Origin of the sequence: Pseudomonas sp. ANT_J28, from assembly GCF_008370005.1 — a bacterium.
GTDB lineage: Bacteria > Pseudomonadota > Gammaproteobacteria > Pseudomonadales > Pseudomonadaceae > Aquipseudomonas > Aquipseudomonas frigoris.
The window spans coordinates 25,304-47,778 of the sequence record NZ_VOBM01000011.1 but is presented as its reverse complement, the minus strand read 5'-3'; the positions used below and the strand labels follow the sequence as shown (position 1 = coordinate 47,778).

Below are 22,475 nucleotides of genomic sequence, written 5' to 3'. Positions count from 1 at the left end.
ATTACAGCTGAGCAGCCAGACGCGACCCTTGGTTGATCGCACGCTTGGCATCCAGCTCTGCCGCCACATCCGCGCCGCCAATCAAATGCACATTCTGCCCGGCCGCCACCAGACCCTCCTGCAATTCACGCAGCGGATCCTGCCCGGCGCAGATCACGATGTTGTCCACTGGCAGCACTTGCGGCTCGCCGGTTTCGCCGATGCGGATGTGCAAACCTTCGTCGTCGATCTTCAGGTACTCGACGCTGTTGAGCATCTGCACCTGCTTGTTTTTCAGCCCTGTGCGGTGAATCCAGCCGGTGGTTTTACCGAGGCCGTCGCCGACCTTGGATTTCTTGCGTTGCAGCAGGAACACTTCACGCGCCGGGGCATGAGGTTCAGCCTTGATACCCGCGACACCGCCGCGCGCTTCAAGATGAGTATCGATGCCCCATTCCTTCCAGAACGCCTCGCGATTCTGGCTGGTGGCCACGCCCTGGTGAACCAGGAACTCCGACACATCGAATCCGATACCACCGGCGCCGATCACCGCGACGCGTTTGCCCACCGGTTTGCGCTCAAGGATCACGTCCAGGTAGCTCAGCACCTTGGCGTTCTCGACACCCGGAATCGCTGGAGTTCTTGGAGCAATGCCGGTGGCGAGAATGATCTCGTCGTAACCGCCTTCGACCAGTTGCGCCACATCGACGCGGGTGTTCAGGCACACCTCGACGTGGGTGGTCTGCAGTTTGCGGTTGAAGTAGCGCAGGGTTTCGAAGAACTCTTCCTTGCCCGGCACACGCTTGGCGATGTTGAACTGGCCACCGATTTCGCTGGCCGAATCAAACAGCGTCACCTGATGCCCTCGCTCGGCGGCCACGGTAGCCGCGGACAAACCCGCAGGGCCGGCACCGACCACCGCGATTTTCTTGATCTGCTGCACCGGCAGGTAGTTGAGCTCGGTTTCATGGCAAGCGCGCGGGTTGACCAGGCAACTGGTCAATTTGCCGCCGAAGGTGTGGTCCAGACAGGCCTGGTTGCAACCGATGCAGGTGTTGATTTCATCGCCACGACCGGCCGCGGCTTTGTTGACGAAGTCTGGGTCGGCGAGGAACGGCCGCGCCATGGACACCATGTCGGCATCGCCTTCGGCCAGAATCTGCTCGGCGACTTCCGGGGTATTGATACGGTTGGTGGTGATCAGCGGAATGCTCACCGAGCCACGCAGCTTGGCCGTGACTTTGCTGAACGCGCCGCGCGGCACTTTGGTGGCAATGGTCGGAATCCGCGCTTCGTGCCAGCCGATGCCGGTGTTGATGATGGTCGCACCGGCCTGCTCGATGGCCTTGGCCAGCGTCACGATTTCTTCCCAGCTGCTGCCGCCTTCCACCAGATCGAGCATCGACAGGCGGAAGATAATGATGAAATTCGGGCCTACCGCTTCACGCACCCGACGGACGATTTCCACCGGCAGGCGCATGCGGTTTTCATAGCTGCCGCCCCAGCGGTCAGTACGCTGGTTGGTGTGGGCCGCAAGAAACTGATTAATGAAATAACCTTCAGAGCCCATGATCTCGACGCCGTCGTACTCGGCCTGTTGCGCCAGGGTCGAACAGGTGACGAAATCGCTGATCTGCTTCTCGATGCCTTCCTCGTCCAGCTCTTTTGGCTTGAACGGGTTGATCGGCGCCTGAATGGCGCTCGGCGCGACTTGTTTCGGGCTGTAGGCATAACGCCCGGCGTGAAGGATCTGCATGCAGATCTTGCCGCCCGCCTCGTGCACCGCGCGGGTGACGATCCGGTGCTTGAGCGCTTCTTCCTCGGTGGTCAGTTTGGCTGCGCCGGAGTACACCCCGCCCTCGTCGTTCGGGCCAATACCACCAGTGACCATCAGGCCAACGCCGCCACGGGCACGTTCGGCGAAATACGCCGCCATGCGCTCGAAACCGCCGGGTTTTTCCTCAAGACCGGTGTGCATCGAACCCATCAGGGTACGATTGCGCAGCGTGGTAAAACCCAGGTCCAGCGGGGCCAACAGGTGCGGGTAATGAGCGGCGGCCATCGGTAACTCCACATCGAGCGATCACGGAAAAAGTGCAGGAGCTCTTTGGCCCCCGTCAGTCATGTTGGACAGACTAAGAGTCGCGCGGCTGTCACTCAATGACCGTAACTGACAACTTATTGATCCAAATGTGCAGCGCCCCTTGGCAAGCGCCAGCATGCGCCCTACCCTAGTCGCGAACCCTGCACACGGCCGTTGACTGTTTCCCCATGCGCAAACTTCTGTACCTGACCTTCTCCATGGCATTGATTGCCGCCCTTACGACCTACGCCATGTGGGCCGCGGACCGTCCGGTGGGCCATTACCTGTCGGACCTGCGTATCAACCTCGCGGTCGACCAAGGCATACCCGCTGATCGCGGCAATTTGCTGGGCATCCAGCCCGAACTGTTTCCCACCGACTATCAAAGCCCCGAGCGCCTGCACCGCAAGCTGGCGGCTTATTTGCAGAAGGCCCAGGACCAGGGCCTGCTGAATGAAAAAACCATCGTCGTCCTGCCCGAACATGTCGGCACCTGGTTGATGGTCAGCGGCGAGAAAGATGAGCTGTACCAGGCGACCACGCTCAAGGAAGCCATGAACTGGCTGGCGGTCAGTAACCCTCTGAAGTTCGTCCGCGCACTGATCAGCGCCAAGGGCGAAAAACGTCTGGACGACGCGCACCTGCGCATGAAGGCCAAAGGCATGGCCAAGGACTACCAGGCTCTGTTTGGTGGTCTGGCGAAAGAGTTCCACGTGACGTTGGTGGCGGGCTCCATCGTGCTGCCCGAGCCTAGCGTCATCGACGGCACCCTGAAAATCGGCCGCGGCGCGTTGTACAACAGCAGCGTGGTGTTCGGCCGCGATGGCCTGCCGATCGGCCAACCCCAGCGCCAGATGCATCCGATTTTCGATGAACATGAAGTCATCGCCGCCAATGGCGAACATACGCTCAACGTCGTCGACACCCCGGCCGGACGCCTGGGTGTGCTGATCGGGAGCGACAGCTGGTACCCGGACAATTACCGCAAGCTCGACGACCAGGGTGCGCAGTTCGTCGCGGTCCCGGCGTTTGTGCTCGGGCGCGGCACCTGGGACAAACCGTGGAGCGGTTACAAGGGCCTGTCGACGCCTGGCTCCGTCAGCCTCAAGGCCGGGGAACTCAGCGAAGGCCAGGCCTGGCATCGTCTGACACTCACCGCTCAACCGCCCAGTAGCCAGGCAATCGCCGGCATGAGCGTGTTCCTGCGCGGTCAGTTCTGGGATCAGGGCAGCGCCGGTCAAAGTTTTCTCAGCAGCAACGGCCAGCAGTTCGCCGACGGCAATGCCCGTGGCGCACGTTTGCTGAACCTCTGGTTGTAACCGATGAAACCGTTGCCGATGCGCCTCGGCGATCTGTCGGTGGGCTTTGTTCATAGCCTGGCCGACGCCGTGCGCAGCCACGGTGCAGACCCTCAGCCGTTGCTCGAACAATACGGCCTCGACGCGGCTCGCCTCAGCGAAGCGGGCGCCCGGCTCTCGATACCGCGCTACATGCGCTTGGGCCACAGCGCCATTCAACTGACCGACAACCCGGCACTTGGCTTGCGCATGGGTCAGCTCAGTCGCCTGAGCCAGGTCGGCCTGGCCGGGGTCACCGCCGCTCAGGCGCCAACGGTGCGAGAAGCCGCGCGGTGCCTGATTCGCTTCGAAGCCTTGTATGGCTCCAACTATCGCGGCCAATCGAGCTTTCACGAAGACGCCCAAGGTGCCTGGCTGCGGTTTTATTCCATCAGCCCTTACAACGCCTACAACCGCTTCGTGGTGGATTCGATCATCGCTGGCTGGTTGCAGCAATTGTCCAGCGTCAGCCCTGCCCCGTTGCGGGCCGAACGCATCGAGATCGAGTTCGATGAGCCGGATTACCGCACGGCTTATGAAGTGCTGGGCGACTGCCCGATCCAGTTCGGTTGCGAGCACAATCAACTGCGCTTGAGCCTTGCCAGCCTCGCCCAGCGCAACCCGGAACACTGCCCGAGCACTTGGCGACACTTGCTGCAACTGTGTGAACGGGAACTGGAGCAACTGACACGCACCCGCAGCCTGCGTGAACGCATCACTCAGTTACTGGGGCCATTGCTCAATGGTGGCCGGGAACCCGACCTGGAAGAAGTGGCGGCACGCCTGAAGCTGCCAACCTGGACCTTGCGCCGCAAACTCGCCGAGGAAGGCACGCAATTTCGCGCGATCCTAAATGACACGCGTCGCGACCTGGCCATGACCTACATCCGCGATACCGAACTGGCGTTCGGAGAAATCGCCTATCTGCTGGGCTTTGCCTCAGCCGAAGCCTTTCAACGGGCCTTCAAACGCTGGAGCGGCCAGACTCCCGGCGAGTTTCGCCGCAGTCATCGCCAATCCGCTTGACGCTTACAGCTCGGTAGCGTCTTCGGCCGGTTCCAGCGGGTCCAGTTCAAACGCCTGATACTCGAGCAGCTCTTCTTGATAATCGTCCATTTTTTAATCCCCCGAAGCTCGTTGAAAAAAACGCCTGAATAAATGACCAGCGCCCCGAGCATAAAGTGCCCACGTGAAAGAAAAATGACGCAGGTACGCCGCTGAGCAGCTACTTAAATAAAACGTAGCAGGCCGTCAGGAATTTATCACAGGATTTTTTCGATACAGGCCGTAGGACAACGGCCTGGGTTGACGCAGATCACTTTAAAAGCCGCTGCGCGATCGGTGTCGTCTGACCCGATCCCGCGGCGTCAGAGCACGATTACTGGCCAGATACAGGAATGGCCGAAATAGGCTCGGTGGGTGGAGGCAGGCTTGATTGGGGCGGCGGAGTGACGGTTTCCGTGGTTGATGCCGGTTCGGCATTCTCGGCCGGAGCAATCGGAGCGGCTTCAGGCGGCGGTGCAACAGGCTCAGCGGCTGCTGGAGCAGCTTCGGCAGGTGCTGGCGCAGGTTCTGCCGCAGACGGCGCCAACGGAGCCGGTGCAACCTTGGCTTCAGGCACGCCGAGATCGGGTTTCGGCTTATCCTTGATGTGTGCGGCCTTTTTCGCTTCCGTTGGCAGGAACAACTCGACCAGGGTGAAGAACCGCTCGTAGAACTTGGGCGCCGATACGGTTTCGCTGGCGACCTTGACCATCGAGTCGTCGGACGAGCCGATCGGCATCGACACAGAGCCCAGCACACCCACACCAACGCTGGCGGAGTTGTTGGTCTTCTTCAGCGCATAACGGTCCTGCAGGGCATTGGCGAACATCGTCGCGTGGTGCCCTTCACTGCCATCATCGGCACAGACCACACTGAAGCTGATCTCCATGTGGGTCTCGCCGGTCTGCTGGAAGCTTTTGTGTCCGCTGACCAGTTTCGGGTCGGAACTGGTGATGATGTAGCCCTGACTGAGCAACGCCCGACGGGCGGCTTCGCACGTCTGCGCATCAGTCACCGGGTAGCTACGCGAAAACGTTCCGGAGTCATCGAAGTTCTCATGCTCGTAGATAGGGGCTTTCTTCGACGAGCAGCCGGCCGCGGCGGCCAGCACCAACGCCAGCCCTGCAACACGCATGGGAAATGATTTAAACATTGAACATCCTGAGGAAAACGGTCCGGGGCGTATTGTGCAACAGATCGATGCTTAGCGGAGTATCGATTAGTGTCTTAAAACAGTTACAAGTCTACTGACTGTCATTTACAGGAAAAAGTCGCTCGGTAAATACTCAGGCGACGGGTAACCCGCGCTGCTTTCGTTTCACCCATAAAAAACCCCGGCCTTTCGGCCGGGGTCTTTGTGTAGCGCAAAACTCAGTCAGGCATCAGTAGCGTTTGATCTCAGCCTGGCTTTCCAGCTGTTTGCGGTAGGCCGCAAAGTCTTGCTGGCCAATGCGCGAAGCAAGGAAGCGACGGTATTGAGCCTTCTCTTCTTCGGTCGGCGCAGCGGCTTCGTTCACGCTGTTCAGGCGCACGACCACCAGGCTTCCATCGGCCAGGGTTACGCTGCTGAAGGTCGGCTTGTCCTTGGCGACAGGCTTGGGCATGCGGAACAGCGCCTGCAGCACGGTTGGGTCAACCCCTTCCTGGCCACGAGTGGCTGCCTGGGTCACTTTCCAGCTCTGACCGTCGATCGCCTTGTCCAGCGCAGTCTTGCCATCGCGCAGGCTGACAATCAGCTCTTCAGCCTTGGTCTTGGCGGCAGCACTGGCGTGCTCCTTGGCCAATTGCACGCGAATACTGGCAGCCACGCTTTCCAACGGCAGTTGCGCAGGCTTCAGGTGTTCCTTGGCGCGCAGCACGATCACGGTTTCCGGATCGAGCTCGATGGCGGTGCTGTTGGCACCCTCATCCAGCACTTCAGGGCTGAACGCCGCAGTGACCACGGCACGGTTGGCTGCAACACCTTCGCCACCTTCCCGGCCGAACGGCTTGGACGTATGAACAGTGAGCTTCAGGTCCTGCGCCGGCTGAGCCAGATCGGAGGCTTCGAACGACGAGTCTTCCAGTTGCTTGGTCGCTTCGACGAAACGCTGCTCGACCTGCTGGGTTTTCAGCTCACGGGTCAGCTTGTCTTTCAGGCTGGCGAGCGTCGGCACTTCAGGTGCTTCCACGCCCAACAACTTGATCAGGTGAACACCGAAGTCGGTGCGGACCGGCGCCGAGACCTGATCCTTGGCCAGCGCATACAGCGCTGTTTCGAAGGCTGGATCGTAGACACCAGGACCTGCGTAGCCGAGGTCGCCGCCGTTGTTGGCCGAACCCGGATCCTGGGAGAATTCCTTGGCCAGAGCCTCGAACTTCTCGCCTTTTGCCAGACGTGCCTGGATCTCCTCGATCTTGGCCTTGGCTTGCGCTTCGGTCACCTTGTCGTTCACTTCGATCAGAATGTGCGCGGCCCGGCGTTGCTCGGACAGGTTCGCGGTTTCTTTCTGATACGCCGCTTGCAGGTCTTCGTCCTTGACGCTGACCTGATCAAAGAAGGAAGCCTTCTTCAACTCGAGGTAATCGATGACCACCTGATCCGGCGTCATGAACTCCTTGGCGTGTTCGTCGTAGTAGGCTTTGACTTCGTCGTCGGTCAGCTTCACAGCCGCCGGGTCAACCTTGACGTTCAGGGAAGCGAAATCGCGGGTCTGTTTTTCCAGACGGGCGAAAGCCAGAACCTGTGCGTCGGTGACGAAACCGCTACCTGCCAGACCAGCGCGCAGCTGACCGATCAGCATTTCCTGAGCCAGCATCTGGCGGAATTGCATGCGGCTGTAGCCGAGTTGGCGAACAACCTGGTCGAAACGCTCAGAACTGAACTTGCCATCCACCTGGAATTCAGGCGTTTGCAGGATCACTTGGTCCAAAGCAGCTTCGGAAAATGCGAACTTCGAGTTTTCTGCGCCTTGCAGCAGCAGCTTGCGATCGATCAGGCCTTTGAGGGCCGATTCGCGCAGCATTTTTTCGTCGAGCAAGGAAGCATCGAAATCCTTGCCCAGCTGTTGCATGAGCTGACGGCGTTGCATATCGACCGCCTGGCTGAGCTCGTTCTGGCTGATTTCTTCGCCATTGACCTTGGCCGCATCATTTTTGTGCGTCGTGGCCTTGAAGATGGCGTCGAAACCGGTCAAAGCCATCAGTGCAACGATGACCCCGATAATGGTCTTGGCAATCCAGCCTTGTGAATTGTCCCTGATATTCTGCAGCATGCGTCCCCCAGAAACGGTTGAACTTCAAAATTAGGCAACCGTGGAGCGTGGGTAGAATCCGGATAGAAGAAAGGCGCATCCGAGGATGCGCCTTCTCGTAACTGGCGGAGCGGACCGATGACTCGAACTTGCGAGCCTCGGCGTCTCGGATCGGCGACTCGCCGACTGGACTACCGCTCCGCTGCCAGGTCAGGCATGACCCCGACCCGGATAGGCAAAAACCTGAATCGAACTTAGTTGACAGCTTCTTTCAGTGCTTTACCGGCTTTGAAACCTGGTTTTTTAGCGGCTGCGATTTCCAGCGTCTTACCGGTCTGTGGGTTACGACCAATGCGAGCTGGACGATCAGTTACGGAGAAAGTACCGAAACCAACCAGAACAACAGAGTCGCCAGCCTTGAGAGCGCCAGTGACGGATTCGATTACAGCGTCCAGCGCACGGCCAGCAGCAGCTTTCGGGATATCAGCGGATGCAGCGATAGCATCAATCAGTTCCGACTTGTTCACTCTAAGTCCCCTTATATCTATTTGAGTATGATTCTAAGTTTTTTGGTGAAAGCAAAAACGAGTGCTGAATGGCCTACAGACACTTAAGAGCCGCTTTATAACAAGGGCTCTAAAAAGCTGTCAACAAGCCACCCAGGCAAATGCGTACTAATGCGTGCTAATTCTTTCCTTAGAGTCAGACTCGCGTTTTTCATCCTTTGCAACTATCTCTGGAGCTACATCTGGCAAGGGCTCCGGCGCGTATTGCAGCGCAATTTGCAGGACCTCGTCAATCCATTTAACCGGTTTAATCTGCAGATCTTGCTTGATATTGTCAGGAATTTCCTTCAGATCGCGTACGTTCTCTTCAGGAATGATCACCGTCTTGATTCCGCCACGGTGAGCAGCGAGCAGTTTTTCTTTCAAACCGCCAATCGCCAGCACCTGACCACGCAGCGTAATTTCGCCAGTCATGGCGACGTCCGCGCGCACAGGGATCCCGGTCAATGCCGACACCAGAGCCGTGCACATGCCCACACCGGCGCTAGGGCCGTCCTTCGGGGTCGCCCCTTCCGGCATGTGGATGTGCGTGTCGCGCTTCTCGTGGAAGTCCAGGGGAATCCCCAGGCTCTTCGCGCGACTGCGAACAACGGTCAGGGCCGCAGTGATCGATTCGACCATGACGTCACCCAAAGAACCTGTTTTGATCAGCTGGCCTTTACCCGGTACGACTGCGGCTTCGATAGTCAGCAATTCGCCACCCACCTGAGTCCACGCCAGCCCGGTGACCTGACCGATCTGATCCTGCGATTCGGCCAGACCGTAGCGGAATTTGCGCACGCCCAGGAAGTGTTCCAGCATCTCGGCAGTGACCTTCACCGAGAAGCGTTTTTCCATTGCATGCTCTTTGACCGCCTTGCGGCAAACCTTGGCAATCTGGCGCTCCAGCCCACGTACACCGGCTTCGCGGGTGTAGTAGCGGATAATGTCGCGGATCGCTTCGGCGTCGAATTCCAGCTCACCTTTTTTCAAACCGTTGGCAGTAATCTGCTTTGGCGAAAGGTATTTGACGGCGATGTTGATCTTCTCGTCTTCGGTGTAACCCGGCAGACGAATCACTTCCATCCGGTCCAGCAAGGCTGGTGGAATGTTCATGGAGTTCGAGGTGCAAAGGAACATCACATCGGACAGGTCGTAGTCGACTTCCAGATAGTGATCGTTGAAGTTATGGTTCTGCTCAGGGTCGAGCACTTCCAGCAACGCCGACGCCGGATCGCCACGCATGTCGCTGCCCATTTTGTCGATTTCATCGAGCAGGAACAGCGGGTTGCGAACGCCCACTTTTGTCATCTTTTGAATCAATCTTCCTGGCATCGAACCGATATAAGTACGGCGATGGCCACGAATTTCCGCTTCATCACGCACACCACCGAGGGCCATGCGCACGAATTTGCGGTTGGTGGCGTGAGCAATCGACTCCGCCAGAGAGGTTTTACCCACCCCGGGAGGACCGACCAGGCACAACACCGGACCACGAATTTTCTTCACTCGCTTCTGCACGGCGAGGTATTCGAGGATCCGCTCTTTGACTTCTTCCAGACCATAGTGGTCTGCATCGAGAATGTCTTCAGCGCGCGCCAGATCCAGTCGCACTTTGCTCTGCGCCTTCCACGGCACCTGAACCAGCCAGTCAATATACGAGCGCACCACGGTCGCTTCCGCAGACATTGGCGACATTTGTTTTAACTTGTTCAGTTCGCCCTGGGCTTTGGCCAAGGCATCTTTCGGCAGACCGGCGGCATCGATGCGCTTTTTCAGCTCTTCGATTTCGTTGTGGCCTTCGTCGCTGTCGCCGAGCTCTTTCTGAATGGCCTTCATCTGCTCATTCAGGTAGTACTCGCGCTGGCTGCGCTCCATTTGTTTTTTGACGCGACCACGAATGCGTTTTTCGACTTGCAGCAGGTCGATCTCGGCATCCAGCAACGCCAGAACGTGCTCGACCCGGGCCGACAAATCAATGATTTCGAGGATTTCCTGCTTCTGCTCGATCTTCAGGGCCATGTGTGCGGCCATGGTGTCGACCAGGCGGCCTGGTTCGTCGATGCTGTTGAGCGACGACAGGACTTCAGCCGGGACTTTCTTGCCCAGCTGCACATATTGTTCGAACTGAGCCAGCAGGCTGCGTACGAACACTTCCGACTCGCGCTCTGGCGCGTCGACTTCGTCGATCAATGAGACTTCGGCACGGCAGTGGCCGTCCACTTCGCTGAAACGCTCAACGGCGCCCCGCTGCTCACCTTCGACCAAAACCTTGACCGTGCCGTCAGGCAGCTTGAGCAGCTGCAGAACGGTAGCAATGGTACCTACGCGATAAAGTGCATCTTCACCGGGATCGTCGTCAGCAGGGTTTCTCTGAGCCAGCAGGAGGATCTGCTTGTCGCCCGTCATCGCTGCCTCGAGGGCTTCGATGGATTTCTCGCGCCCCACGAACAGCGGGATAACCATGTGCGGATAAACCACAACATCACGCAATGGCAGGAGAGGCAATTCGATGGTTGTCTTCATGATTTCGCCTCTACGGCGGCCATAAGGCCGTAAACAGATGGAAGTGAGCTTGAAACCAAGATGGGGGCTACCTTCAAAAAAAACAAGCTTAAAGAAGGTGTTAAAACGCGCAAAAAGCAAAGGGGCCCGAAGGCCCCTTCTTTATTCCAGCAGCGTGACGCTTAAGCGTCTGGCGCTGCCTTGGCAGCCGGCTCACTGTTTTCGTAGATATACAGTGGCTTGGACTTGCCTTCTATAACGCTTTCGTCGATCACTACTTTACTCACCTCGGACTGCGAGGGGATTTCATACATAGTGTCGAGCAATACACCTTCGAGAATCGAACGCAGTCCACGGGCACCGGTTTTGCGTTCCAGGGCACGTTTGGCGACCGATTTCAGAGCGTCAGCCCGGAATTCCAGGTCCACACCTTCCATCTCGAACAGCTTGGCATACTGTTTGGTCAGAGCATTTTTCGGTTCGGTGAGAATCTGCATCAGCGCAGCCTCATCAAGCTCGTCCAGCGTGGCAAGTACCGGCAGACGACCGACGAATTCAGGGATCAGACCGAACTTGACCAGATCGTCAGGCTCGACTTCACGCAGGGACTCACCGACTTTCTTGCCTTCTTCCTTGCTGCGCACTTCCGCGTTGAAACCGATGCCGCCCTTGGTGGAACGGTTTTGAATAACCTTTTCCAGACCGGAGAACGCACCACCGCAGATGAACAGGATGTTACGGGTGTCGACCTGAAGGAATTCCTGTTGCGGATGCTTGCGACCACCTTGAGGCGGAACGGAAGCGACCGTGCCTTCGATCAATTTGAGCAGGGCCTGCTGCACGCCTTCACCGGAAACGTCCCGGGTGATCGACGGGTTGTCAGATTTGCGCGAGATCTTGTCGATCTCATCGATGTAGACAATGCCCATCTGGGCCTTTTCTACGTCGTAATCGCACTTCTGCAGCAGCTTCTGAATGATGTTTTCGACATCTTCACCCACGTAACCTGCCTCGGTGAGGGTGGTTGCGTCGGCGATGGTGAACGGAACGTTCAGCAAGCGGGCCAGTGTTTCGGCAAGCAGGGTTTTACCCGAGCCTGTCGGGCCGATCAGCAAGATGTTGCTCTTGCCGAGTTCGACATCGTCATTCTTTTTGTCACGCTGGTTCAGGCGCTTGTAGTGGTTGTACACCGCTACGGCCAGAACCTTTTTCGCACGCTCCTGACCAATCACGTACTGATCAAGGATGCCGCTGATTTCTTTAGGCGATGGCAATTTATGCGCGCTGCTCTCGGCCTGGGCTTCCTGCACCTCCTCACGGATGATGTCATTGCACAGGTCGACGCACTCGTCGCAGATAAAGACCGAGGGGCCGGCAATCAATTTGCGCACTTCATGCTGGCTTTTGCCACAGAAGGAGCAATAGAGCAGCTTGCCGTTGTCCTCGCCGTTGCGGGTGTCAGTCATTCGTTCGATCCAAATCCGATAGGCTTGCAACACAAGATGAAGGCTATTGCGGGCTTTTTCAAGCCCGCTGGTGATCGGAGCAGCCGACCAAGCCTATTTTGAGCTGCTTATTTTAAGCGGGGCGCTGGCTGATCACTTCGTCGATCAACCCGTACTCACGAGCGGCTTCTGCGCTCATGAAGTTGTCACGGTTGGTGTCGCGCTCGATTTCTTCAAGCGTGTGACCGCTATGCTTGGCCATCAGCGTGTTGAGACGCTCACGAATGAAGAGGATTTCCTTGGCATGGATTTCGATGTCCGAAGCCTGGCCCTGGAAACCGCCCAGTGGCTGGTGAATCATCACACGCGAGTTCGGCAGGCAATAACGCTTGCCAGGGGCACCGGCCGTCAGTAGAAACGCACCCATGCTGCACGCTTGACCGATACAGGTGGTCGACACGTTTGGCTTGATGAACTGCATGGTGTCATAGATCGACATGCCCGCCGTCACCGAACCGCCCGGGGAGTTGATATAGAGATGGATGTCCTTGTCCGGGTTTTCCGCTTCAAGGAACAGCAGTTGCGCACAGATCAGGTTGGCCATGTAGTCCTCTACCGGACCAACCAGAAAGATCACTCGCTCCTTGAGAAGGCGCGAATAGATGTCGTAGGCGCGCTCGCCACGAGCGGACTGCTCGACAACCATCGGGACCAGGCCGCCTGCGGCCTGGATATCAGAGTTCTGCTGAATATACGAATTACGGAACATGCTCTGCAGTCACTCCCAAATAGTTATGTCTTGAATACGCATAAGCCAGCGCGAAGGCTGGCTTATGGTGATTACTTCTTACCGCAAAAAGCTATCAGTCGGCTTGTGGAGCTTCTACCGGCTTGACTGCTTCTTCGTAAGAGACCGATTTGTCGGTCACGTTAGCCTTCTGCAGAACAGTATCCACAACTTGTTCTTCCAGCACAACCGAACGGACTTCGTTCAGTTGCTGGTCGTTCTTGTAGTACCAGGACACAACCTGCTCAGGCTCTTGGTAAGCCGAAGCCATTTCCTGAATCATTTCACGAACGCGGGCTTCGTCAGGCTTGAGGTCGAATTGCTTGACCACTTCAGCCACGATCAGACCCAGCACAACGCGACGCTTGGCTTGCTCTTCGAACAGCTCGGCCGGCAGTTGCTCAGGCTTGATGTTGCCGCCGAACTGCTGAACAGCCTGCACGCGCAGACGGTCAACTTCGTTGGACAGCAGAGCCTTAGGCACTTCGATCGGGTTGGTGGCCAGCAGACCGTCCATTACCTGATTCTTGACCTTGGATTTGATCGCCTGACGCAGTTCACGCTCCATGTTCTTGCGAACTTCGGTGCGGAAGCCTTCCAGACCGGTTTCCTTGATGCCGAATTGAGCGAAGAATTCTTCGGTCAGCTCTGGCAGTTTTGGCTCGGAAACAGTGTTCACGGTCACGGTGAACTCAGCGGTTTTGCCTGCCAGGTCGAGGTTCTGATAGTCCTCTGGGAAGGTCAGGTTCAGAACGCGCTCTTCGCCGGCTTTAGCGCCAACCAGACCGTCTTCAAAACCTGGGATCATGCGGCCGGAACCCAGAACCAGCTGAGTACCTTTGGCGGAACCGCCAGCGAACACTTCACCGTCGACCTTGCCAACGAAATCGATGTTCAGCTGGTCTTCGTTTTGAGCGGCGCGATCGGCCACTTCGAAACGGGTGTTCTGCTTGCGCAGCACTTCCAGCATTTTGTCCAGATCGGCATCAGCCACGTCAGCGCTCAGGCGCTCAACCGCAATACCTTCGAAGCCGGCAACGGTGAACTCAGGGAACACTTCGAAAATCGCGACATATTCCAGATCTTTGCCGGCTTCCAACGATTTCGGCTCGATTGAAGGAGCGCCAGCCGGGTTCAGCTTTTGTTCAACAACAGCTTCGTAGAAAGAAGACTGGATCACGTCGCCAACAGCTTCCTGACGTGCATCAGCACCAAAACGGCGCTTGATTTCACTCATTGGCACTTTGCCTGGACGGAAGCCAGCAATCTTGGCCTTTTGGGCAGTCTGCTGCAGACGCTTGTTGACCTGAGTCTCGATGCGCTCAGCCGGCACGGTGATGCTCATGCGGCGCTCAAGAGCAGAAGTATTTTCAACAGAAACTTGCATGGATATTCCTCGTTGCACAGACGTTAGCCGGCCGTTTCCGACCCCAGAATCAAGGGCATGCATTCTAGTGGGTCAAACTCAAGAAGTCACCCTACTGAAAACGGGTAAAAAAGCAGCAGGCAATTTATAGGCGGGGACAAACGGTTGTGCCTCGCCCTGTTAGCAAATACAGCCAATCATGCCAGGGCTCTGCACCAATCCTTCTATATATAGGAGGCATCGGCAATCCATCCCTGACAGTCGACCCCACAAGGGGACCAACGGGCGAATCAGCATCATCGAGAAACATGAATCCGACGATCCGAGCCGCCCTCTAGACCCAGAACCTGCGGCCGCTTTGAAAATTCAGACTTCTAAAACAAAAACGGCGCAGCCCTTTTCAGGTGCTGCGCCGTTTTCTGCTATTAAATAGCCACTTGTAATGGTGCGGACGGAGAGACTCGAACTCTCACACCTTGCGGCGCTGGAACCTAAATCCAGTGTGTCTACCAATTCCACCACATCCGCATCAAGCTTTTAAAGCAAAGGCGCCAGACTGTTAATCTGGCGCCTTTCTAAATATGGGGTGGACGAAGGGGATCGAACCCTCGACAACGGGAGTCACAATCCCGTGCTCTACCAACTGAGCTACGCCCACCATATTGCCATGTTGCGTTACTTGTGCCAAAGCTGCCTAATGGCGCACCCGGCAGGACTCGAACCTGCGACCATCCGCTTAGAAGGCGGATGCTCTATCCAGCTGAGCTACGGGCGCCTTGTTAATCTGTATTCTTGGACGATTACAAACTAAGTGCTTTCAGCCTCACCGAATTAAACATCAACTCTGCTCGACCTTCTTAACCAGTGCTAGGCTGTGCCCGACAAGTGCGACGAATGTTATAGGTGCCCCTGAAGGTCGTCAACTCTTTTTTAAAAAAAATTCATTTAATTAAAGGGGTTAGGGGAATTTGCAGACCAAGCGCCTTTGCCCTCACCTCATGACATGCGAGAATGCGTTCTCTTTTTTTCCCCTCTCGATGGTTAATCACGCGCAATGACTGCACAACTAATCGACGGCAAATCGATCGCCGCCAGCCTGCGCCAGCAGATCGCCAAACGCGTCAACGAGCGTCGCCAGCAAGGTCTGCGCACGCCCGGTCTCGCGGTGATCCTGGTCGGCAGCGATCCCGCCTCTCAGGTTTATGTCTCGCACAAGCGTAAAGACTGTGAAGAGGTCGGCTTCATTTCCCAAGCCTACGACCTGCCTTCCGAAACCACTCAAGAAGCGCTGACCGATCTGATCGATCGCCTGAACGACGACCCGGCGATTGATGGCGTTCTGCTTCAGCTTCCTTTACCTGAACACCTGGACGCCTCCAAATTGCTGGAACGTATTCGTCCAGACAAGGACGTCGACGGTTTCCACCCTTATAACGTCGGCCGCCTGGCCCAGCGTATTCCGCTGCTGCGTCCGTGCACCCCTAAAGGCATCATGACGTTGCTGGAAAGCACCGGTGTCGATCTCTACGGGATGGATGCAGTGGTTGTCGGGGCCTCCAACATTGTTGGCCGCCCGATGGCAATGGAATTGCTGCTGGCCGGCTGCACCGTGACGGTCACCCACCGCTTCACCAAGGATCTGGCAGGCCACGTCGGTCGCGCCGATCTGGTGGTGGTCGCCGCCGGCAAGCCGGGGTTGGTAAAGGGTGAGTGGATCAAGGAAGGCGCGATCGTGATCGACGTCGGCATCAACCGCCAGGAAGACGGCAAACTGGTCGGTGACGTGATCTACGACACCGCCCTGCCCCGCGCCGGCTGGATCACTCCAGTCCCGGGTGGCGTTGGCCCTATGACCCGCGCCTGCCTGCTGGAAAACACGCTGTACGCAGCCGAAACACTGCACAGCTGAGTTCGCATTTTCATTGCTGCGACGAACAAAAGAACCCCGCCATTGGCGGGGTTCTTTTTGCCTGAATTAAAAACGCTACCACTCGCCGGAAACCTACTGCTTGTAGGGGTTTTCAAGGACTTTGACCTGTTCATTGAACAACCATCGACAGTTCTTCAGCCATACTCCTAAAATGCGTCGTTTTTTAAAGAAACAACCCGTTACAGAACGGCTTATCCACACCTAACGAGTCTGCCAGCGTGAAAATCCGTCTTTCCATCCTGAGCCTATTTTTTGCATTTACAGGGACTTTCACCACGCCAATGGTCAACGCTGCCGACACCACTTCGGCGCCGCGAGATACGTCAACACTGAAGATCGCTTCCGGCAGCGCATTGCTGATGGATCTGCAGACCAACAAAGTCATCTATGCCAGCAATCCTGACGTGGTTGTGCCGATCGCTTCCGTCAGCAAACTGATGACCGGCCTGGTCGTGGTTGAAGCCAGGCAGAACATGGACGAATACCTCTCCATCAACATCAGTGACACCCCGGAAATGAAAGGTGTGTTTTCCCGGGTCAAACTCAACAGCGAAATGCCGCGCAAGGAAATGCTGCTGATTGCCCTGATGTCCTCGGAAAACCGCGCTGCCGCAAGCCTGGCCCATCACTATCCGGGTGGCTACGTCGCGTTCATTGCCGCAATGAATGCCAAAGCGAAAGCACTGGGCATGACCAGCACCCACTTTGTAGAACCGACCGGCCTCTCCCCTCGCAACGTGTCCACGGCCCGCGACCTGAGCAAACTGCTGATCGCTGCGCACAAGTACCCGCTGTTGACTGAGCTAAGTACCACCAAGGAAAAAACCGTTTCGTTCCGTAAACCCAACTACAGCCTGGGTTTCCGTAATACCGACCATTTGGTCAACAAGCCGAACTGGGACATCAAGCTGACGAAAACCGGCTTCACCAACGAGGCCGGTCACTGCCTGGTGCTGGTCACCAGCATGGCCAACCGCCCGGTTGCGCTGGTCATCCTCGATGCTTTCGGCAAGTACACACACTTTGCCGATGCCAGCCGTATTCGCAGCTGGGTGGAAACCGGCCAAGGCACGAACGTGCCGTCTGTAGCCTTGCAGTACAAGTCCAACAAGAACCTCAAGCATCGTCAGAGCGGCGTGGTTGAAGCGTCGAAATAAGTAAACGACAGACAAAAGAAAGCCCCGACCATTCGGGGCTTTTTTTCGTCCGGCGTCAGTCATTGGGCAGCGGCATCTGTTCGTCATCCGGAATGCCGTCCCCGGCACTCGGGTCATTCCAGCCCTGTGGATGCTCCGTCGGCACGACCACGGGCCTGGCCAAAGGATCCCTTAACGGGCTGTCCGGATCCATCACGGGGTCGATGTCTTTTTCAGGGGTGGTTGGAACGCTGTCCGGACGTTTGTCGTTGAAACTCGAATCGGTAGACATACGCACCTCACTAAGGCTCAGGGTTTCAGATCGGCGAGTGGATCGTAAGGCTTCGCGGGAGCCTTGGTATTGTCGCCCGGCTTCACATCCCTGGGCGCCTTGGCAGGGCCGATGGGGTCGACCTGAGGATCGGCGAGGTCCGGCGAATCGGGATCGAAGCCCAACTCATCGCCCGAGGAATGCTCGGACGAGTGCGGGCCGACAGGGGTAGTGGAATGTGCCATGGGCACCTCCTTTGAGTCTGGACCGGAGAAATCCGGGCCCTACTTTCTTAGAGGTCGGCAAAGTGCAAGGGTGCCCGACAGATGACGAACGGACTTATTGCGCGTTCAGCGCTTTCGTCGCCCTGGCGGCCGCCTGCTCCTGACCTGCCCGGGCAAGGTCGCTCGCGGCCTTGAGCCATCGCTGCTGATCGACATTGGCCGGCAACTGATTCGGCTTCTGAATCAGCACGGCCCAGCCACCGGCATCCTTGAGCGCCGACTCAAACGAACCGAAGCCCATCAACTCCCGACGATTCATGCCCGAGCGCAGCAGCACTGTCCGCTTCTGACGGTTGTACCCGGCAAGAATGGCGTAACGCGGTTCAGCCCAGAACGCCGAACCTTCAGTGAAACGCACCATTACCGGGTAACCGGCCGCAACCTGGGTCAACAGTGCAGGCAGATTGCTGTCGAGGGGATAGACGACCATGCCGTACTCGCGAGCGAGGTTCTGCATGTTCTGCTGCAACTGGGCTTCGGCACCCGGCAAATGCAACGGTTTTTCGAGCAAACCTGGCGTAATCACTATGCCTTGCTGGGACAACATGCTGGCCAGCACTTGCGGCCCACTCTGATTCGCCACGCCACGGTAGAACGTGCCACTGAGTTCGACTCGCTCCGGCAGGCGCTTGATTTCAGGTGCCACACTCCCCGCGCAGCCAGCCAGACCTGCAACGCAGCCAACGACCAGCACTAAAGATCGAATTCGAGAAAATACCCGCACCATCATCACTCTCTTGATTTAGACGCCAGGCATTCACGCTCCCGGCTTGGCCGTCGATCATAGGACGCCGCGCGGCAGTGGTATAGCCTCAACCGGCAGATGATGGCATTCGATAGAGCGAACTAATTGGTGACAGGCGACCTTTGGTCAATAGCCTGAAACACAGCAGCGACTAGACTGTCATGTGCAAAGAGTATGTGCCCGCAGCAGGGCGAAGAGGAGGCACTGATGAGCCTGACAATGACAATGACCATTATGATGTTGATTTCTGGCTGGCTGACCGTTGCCGCCGCCATGTTGTGGGGGGTCCTGCGCATTACCCGCCGGCACCATCATCCGGCTCAGTCGGCGCCAGTGGCGAAACCCGATAAAACCGCTGAACAGCACGCTACCGCGCACTGAACGACACCGTTGTGTAGCGCAAACAAAAACGGCCGCCTGGACTCTTTCGAGCACAGGCGGCCGTTTCGTTTAACGCAGGTTATGCTTCAGCGGCGATACGCTTCTGCTTTGCCCGTCGCGACATCATGTTCAAACCCTCGATCGTCGCCGAGAACGCCATGGCCGCATACACGTAGCCTTTCGGTACATGGGCGCCGAAGCCTTCGGCGATCAGCGTCATGCCGATCATGATCAGGAAGCCCAGCGCCAGCATCACCACCGTCGGGTTGTCGTTGATGAACTTGGCCAGGGGATCAGCCGCCAGCAACATCACCAGTACCGACACCACCACCGCGATGATCATGATCGGCAAATGCTCGGTCATGCCGACAGCGGTAATGATGCTGTCGATGGAGAACACCATGTCCAGCAGCAGAATCTGACCGATCGCGGCGGCAAAGCCCAAGGTCACGGTCGAGGTGGCCGACGTCGGATCATCCGGTGCAGGGTCCATGCTGTGATGGATCTCGGTGGTCGCCTTCCACAACAGGAACAGGCCGCCGGCAATCAGGATCATGTCCTTCCAGGAGAACGTCTGGCCGAAGATATCGATCACAGGCTCAGTCAACTGGACGATGAACGCGATAGTGCTCAACAGCGCCAGTCGCAGGATCAGCGCCATGCCGATACCAATGCGCCGCGCCTTCTGCCGGTGCTGCTCGGGCAGTTTATTGGTCAGGATCGAAATGAAGATCAGGTTATCGATACCGAGCACGATTTCCATGACGATCAACGTGGCCAGGGCAACCCAGGCGGTGGGGCTTGCAGCAAGTTCTAAAAGGTATTCCATGGGTCAGTCCTGACTCTTTTAAGACGGTTTAGATTTCCTGGGACGAAGATTCGGTTTTCTCTTTATCTTCGCCCGATTGTTCTTTCTTGCTGATCAGCCCGCCAGAGGCGTCACTGATTGCCTGCTCTGCGGCTTTGTGGGTGTCGTCGATCGCTTGTTTGGCGGTTTCGGCAGCCTTGCCCATCAGTTGCTGAGCGCTTTTTTCGGCTTGGTCACAACCGGCCAATACCAGTAAAGACGTGATCAGCAGTGCCGTGGTTTTAAGCTTCATGATGCTTTCCTCGATAGAACAGACAGGGCGAAAAGGCCACCCGTCGATAGCGAGGCATTCTAAGGAGGCAAACACTTCAGGAAAATTCGTATTTTTAGCGGTTATACTTCGGTTTTAACGAACTGTAGGTCGCCATGCTCAACTATCGACAGCTGCATTACTTCTGGGTGGTGGCCAAGACCGGCAGCATCGTGCGCGCCTGCGAACAGCTGAATCTGACGCCGCAGACCATCAGCGGGCAGATTTCCCTGCTCGAACAAACTTATGGCATCGAGCTGTTTCGCCGGGTCGGCCGGCAACTGGAACTCACTGAGGCCGGCCGTCAGACCCTGCCCTACGCCGAGCAAATGTTTCAGCTGGGCGGCGAACTGGAGCTGATGCTGCGAGCACAGCCCAACGAACAGCAGATTCTGTTTCGGGTAGGTGTGGCCGATGTGGTGCCCAAATCCATCGTCTATCGCCTGATTGCGCCGACCATGGAATTGAGCGAGCCGCTGCGCATCACCTGTCGCGAAGACAAACTGGAACGCCTGCTCGCCGACCTGGCGATCCAGCGTCTTGACCTGGTGATCTCCGACAGCCCGATGCCCTCGCACCTGGACATCAAGGGCTACAGCCAGAAACTCGGGGAATGCGGGATCAGCTTCTTCGCCACTGCTGAACTGGCGGCGCAGTACGGTCAGGATTTCCCCCGCAGCCTGCACGGCGCACCGCTGCTGATTCCAGGGCCGGAGACCGTGGTGCGCAGTCGCTTGCAGCGCTGGTTTGCCGAGCAGCAGATCCAGCCGCGCATCGTCGGCGAGTTCGACGACAGCGCCTTGATGCAGGCTTTCGGCCAATCCGGCAGCGGGATCTTCATCGGCCCGAGCGTGATTGCCGATGAGGTAATACGCCAATACGGCGTGGAATTGATTGGCCAGACCGACGCGGTGACCGAGTCGTTCTACGCCATTTCGGTGGAACGCAAGGTCAAGCACCCCGGCATTGTCGCCATTACCGAAGGTGCCCGACGCGAGCTGTTCACCGAGATGTGAGGTGTCAGGCGCAGACTTCGCGGGGCTTGAAGGTCATCAGCGCGATGGCCAAGAGGATCGAGGCGAGGATAAAAGCTGCCGCCGCGAAACCAAGACCTTGCAGGCCTACACCGTCGATGACCCTACCGCCGATCATGGCGCCCAGGCCGATCCCGAGGTTAGCCCCGGCAATGTTCAGCGATGCCGCGAACGCCGGCGCTTCGGGTGCAGCCTTCATCAATCGCACATGGCTGACCAGGAACAACGCCGCCTGAGTCACGCCCCAAATCCCCATCGCCGCTGCCAGACCCAGCGGCGAATGAATGTTCGGCACCAATGCCACCAAGCCGGCGATCATGAACGCGCAGAACATCGTCGAAGCCATCAACGGATGACGATCCACCGCGCGGCCGCCCAATGAGTTGCCGATCAGGCCGACCGCGCCGAAGCCCATCAGGCACCAGCCGACCAGCGTGCCGCTGAAACCGGCCAGTCGCTCAAGAATGTCCGCCAGGTAGGTATAAGCGGTGAACATGCCGCTGAACACCAGGATCGACAGCAGCACATGCCCCACCATCAGCGGGCTGCGCAGGATCCTGAACTGCGAGCGAAAGCTCACCTGATGCTGATGCAGATTGGTTTTCGGCAGGTAGATAAACAGCAGCAACGCCTTGGCAAACGCGATCACCGCCAGAATGCCGAAGGCACTGCGCCAACCGAACGCATCGGAGATCAGTGTGCCCACCGGAATGCCGAACACGGTGGCGCAGACAATCCCGAATCCGATCTTGGCGATGGCGCGACCGGCGTAGTCCGGGCCGACAATGTCCACCGCGGTTTCACTGGCCAGCGCCCAGAACACAGGCAACCCCAACGCGGGGATCAACCGGGCGACGGACATCACCCAGATGTTTGGCGCAAACGCTGCGAGGGTGTTGGCCAAGCCAAACATGATCAGCACCGAGATAAACAATTTGCGGCGCTCGAACCGGGCGAAATACGCGGTTAGGAACGGCCCGAATGCGGCGACCGTGAAGGCGAACAAGGTCACCAGCAAACCCGCTTGGGGGATGGTGACTTCAAGGTCTCGAGCGATCGCCGGCAACAGGCCGACGATGATGAATTCCGTGGTCAGCACCGTGAAACCGGCGGCAGACAACAGAAGGATGGGCAACAGCATGCAGAACTCCAGAAAACGACGACACCAGCGATAGCCCGAAGGCCCACTGGCATGACTTGAAAATGAGGATGGCGAATCTTAACAGAGTGTTTCCGATCAGGGTTGCACGAA

19 protein-coding genes, 3 tRNA genes and 1 pseudogene are annotated in these 22,475 nt (G+C 57.5%); 6 read left to right on the top strand and 17 right to left on the bottom strand.

Annotated features, from left to right (window positions below; genetic code table 11):
- Window position 1 precedes the first annotated feature (1 nt).
- Window positions 2–2,041, bottom strand: a complete 2,040-nt coding sequence (locus FQ187_RS10055; RefSeq protein ID WP_149629341.1) for an FAD-dependent oxidoreductase — start codon at window positions 2,039–2,041, stop codon at window positions 2–4.
- A gap of 209 nt (window positions 2,042–2,250) precedes the next feature.
- Here FQ187_RS10055 and FQ187_RS10050 point away from each other — a divergent pair, with 209 nt between their 5' ends.
- Window positions 2,251–3,381, top strand: coding sequence for a carbon-nitrogen hydrolase family protein (locus FQ187_RS10050; protein ID WP_149629340.1), 1,131 nt, complete (start codon window positions 2,251–2,253; stop codon window positions 3,379–3,381).
- 3 nt (window positions 3,382–3,384) lie between these two features.
- Window positions 3,385–4,425 (top strand): AraC family transcriptional regulator, encoded by a 1,041-nt coding sequence (locus tag FQ187_RS10045; RefSeq protein ID WP_149629339.1) that lies wholly within the window; start codon window positions 3,385–3,387, stop codon window positions 4,423–4,425.
- Between the two features lie 352 nt (window positions 4,426–4,777).
- Here the strand turns inward: FQ187_RS10045 and FQ187_RS10040 are convergent, their stop codons facing one another.
- The 10 genes from FQ187_RS10040 to FQ187_RS09995 form a co-directional block, all read right to left on the bottom strand.
- The gene (locus tag FQ187_RS10040; RefSeq protein ID WP_149629338.1) at window positions 4,778–5,596 is read right to left on the bottom strand and encodes a DUF2242 domain-containing protein; all 819 of its coding nucleotides are present in this window, start codon (window positions 5,594–5,596) and stop codon (window positions 4,778–4,780) included.
- Window positions 5,597–5,825: 229 nt separating this feature from the next.
- The gene (locus FQ187_RS10035) at window positions 5,826–7,697 is read right to left on the bottom strand and encodes a SurA N-terminal domain-containing protein (RefSeq protein WP_149629337.1); all 1,872 of its coding nucleotides are present in this window, start codon (window positions 7,695–7,697) and stop codon (window positions 5,826–5,828) included.
- A 233-nt stretch (window positions 7,698–7,930) separates the two neighbouring features.
- Window positions 7,931–8,203 (bottom strand): HU family DNA-binding protein, encoded by a 273-nt coding sequence (locus FQ187_RS10030; protein WP_002552737.1) that lies wholly within the window; start codon window positions 8,201–8,203, stop codon window positions 7,931–7,933.
- Window positions 8,204–8,350: 147 nt separating this feature from the next.
- A complete protein-coding gene (lon, locus tag FQ187_RS10025) occupies window positions 8,351–10,747 on the bottom strand; it encodes an endopeptidase La (protein WP_027926069.1) in 2,397 nt (798 codons plus the stop codon).
- Between the two features lie 161 nt (window positions 10,748–10,908).
- Window positions 10,909–12,192, bottom strand: a complete 1,284-nt coding sequence (clpX, locus tag FQ187_RS10020; protein WP_007946893.1) for an ATP-dependent Clp protease ATP-binding subunit ClpX — start codon at window positions 12,190–12,192, stop codon at window positions 10,909–10,911.
- Window positions 12,193–12,304: 112 nt separating this feature from the next.
- Complete coding sequence (clpP, locus tag FQ187_RS10015) at window positions 12,305–12,940, bottom strand: ATP-dependent Clp endopeptidase proteolytic subunit ClpP (RefSeq protein WP_046047575.1); 636 nt, start codon at window positions 12,938–12,940, stop codon at window positions 12,305–12,307.
- Window positions 12,941–13,034: 94 nt separating this feature from the next.
- A complete protein-coding gene (tig, locus tag FQ187_RS10010; protein WP_129437029.1) occupies window positions 13,035–14,345 on the bottom strand; it encodes a trigger factor in 1,311 nt (436 codons plus the stop codon).
- Window positions 14,346–14,767: 422 nt separating this feature from the next.
- A tRNA-Leu gene (locus FQ187_RS10005) sits at window positions 14,768–14,852 on the bottom strand.
- 54 nt (window positions 14,853–14,906) lie between these two features.
- Window positions 14,907–14,982, bottom strand: a tRNA-His gene (locus FQ187_RS10000).
- Window positions 14,983–15,022: 40 nt separating this feature from the next.
- Window positions 15,023–15,099: transfer RNA gene (locus FQ187_RS09995), tRNA-Arg, on the bottom strand.
- 279 nt (window positions 15,100–15,378) lie between these two features.
- Here FQ187_RS09995 and folD point away from each other — a divergent pair.
- Both folD and pbpG read left to right on the top strand, forming a co-directional pair.
- Window positions 15,379–16,233: a bifunctional methylenetetrahydrofolate dehydrogenase/methenyltetrahydrofolate cyclohydrolase FolD gene (gene folD, locus FQ187_RS09990; RefSeq protein ID WP_008148421.1), complete on the top strand. Its 855-nt coding sequence runs from the start codon at window positions 15,379–15,381 to the stop codon at window positions 16,231–16,233.
- Window positions 16,234–16,472: 239 nt separating this feature from the next.
- Window positions 16,473–17,411: a D-alanyl-D-alanine endopeptidase gene (pbpG, locus tag FQ187_RS09985; protein WP_149629336.1), complete on the top strand. Its 939-nt coding sequence runs from the start codon at window positions 16,473–16,475 to the stop codon at window positions 17,409–17,411.
- A gap of 55 nt (window positions 17,412–17,466) precedes the next feature.
- Here pbpG and FQ187_RS09980 read toward each other — a convergent pair whose 3' ends face one another.
- The 3 genes and pseudogenes from FQ187_RS09980 to FQ187_RS09970 form a co-directional block, all read right to left on the bottom strand.
- A complete protein-coding gene (locus FQ187_RS09980) occupies window positions 17,467–17,682 on the bottom strand; it encodes a hypothetical protein (RefSeq protein WP_149629335.1) in 216 nt (71 codons plus the stop codon).
- A 17-nt stretch (window positions 17,683–17,699) separates the two neighbouring features.
- On the bottom strand, window positions 17,700–17,906 hold the full coding sequence (locus FQ187_RS09975; RefSeq protein ID WP_149629334.1) for a DUF6021 family protein: 207 nt from the start codon (window positions 17,904–17,906) through the stop codon (window positions 17,700–17,702).
- Window positions 17,907–18,000: 94 nt separating this feature from the next.
- A pseudogene (locus FQ187_RS09970) lies at window positions 18,001–18,730 on the bottom strand (peptidase C39 family protein).
- 134 nt (window positions 18,731–18,864) lie between these two features.
- On the opposite strand from FQ187_RS09970, the gene FQ187_RS09965 reads away from it, so the two are divergent.
- Window positions 18,865–19,071, top strand: coding sequence for a hypothetical protein (locus FQ187_RS09965; protein WP_149629332.1), 207 nt, complete (start codon window positions 18,865–18,867; stop codon window positions 19,069–19,071).
- Between the two features lie 79 nt (window positions 19,072–19,150).
- Here FQ187_RS09965 and FQ187_RS09960 read toward each other — a convergent pair whose 3' ends face one another.
- Complete coding sequence (locus FQ187_RS09960; RefSeq protein ID WP_046054156.1) at window positions 19,151–19,900, bottom strand: TerC family protein; 750 nt, start codon at window positions 19,898–19,900, stop codon at window positions 19,151–19,153.
- A gap of 28 nt (window positions 19,901–19,928) precedes the next feature.
- Entirely contained in the window at window positions 19,929–20,171 is a 243-nt protein-coding gene (locus FQ187_RS09955; protein WP_149629331.1) for a hypothetical protein, read from the bottom strand.
- A gap of 134 nt (window positions 20,172–20,305) precedes the next feature.
- Between FQ187_RS09955 and nhaR the strand changes: the two genes are divergently transcribed.
- Window positions 20,306–21,205: a transcriptional activator NhaR gene (gene nhaR, locus FQ187_RS09950; protein ID WP_008148408.1), complete on the top strand. Its 900-nt coding sequence runs from the start codon at window positions 20,306–20,308 to the stop codon at window positions 21,203–21,205.
- Between the two features lie 4 nt (window positions 21,206–21,209).
- Here nhaR and FQ187_RS09945 read toward each other — a convergent pair whose 3' ends face one another.
- Window positions 21,210–22,364 carry an MFS transporter gene (locus tag FQ187_RS09945; protein WP_149629330.1) on the bottom strand — a complete coding sequence of 385 codons (1,155 nt, stop codon included), beginning with the start codon at window positions 22,362–22,364 and terminating at the stop codon, window positions 21,210–21,212.
- Window positions 22,365–22,475: the final 111 nt, after the last annotated feature.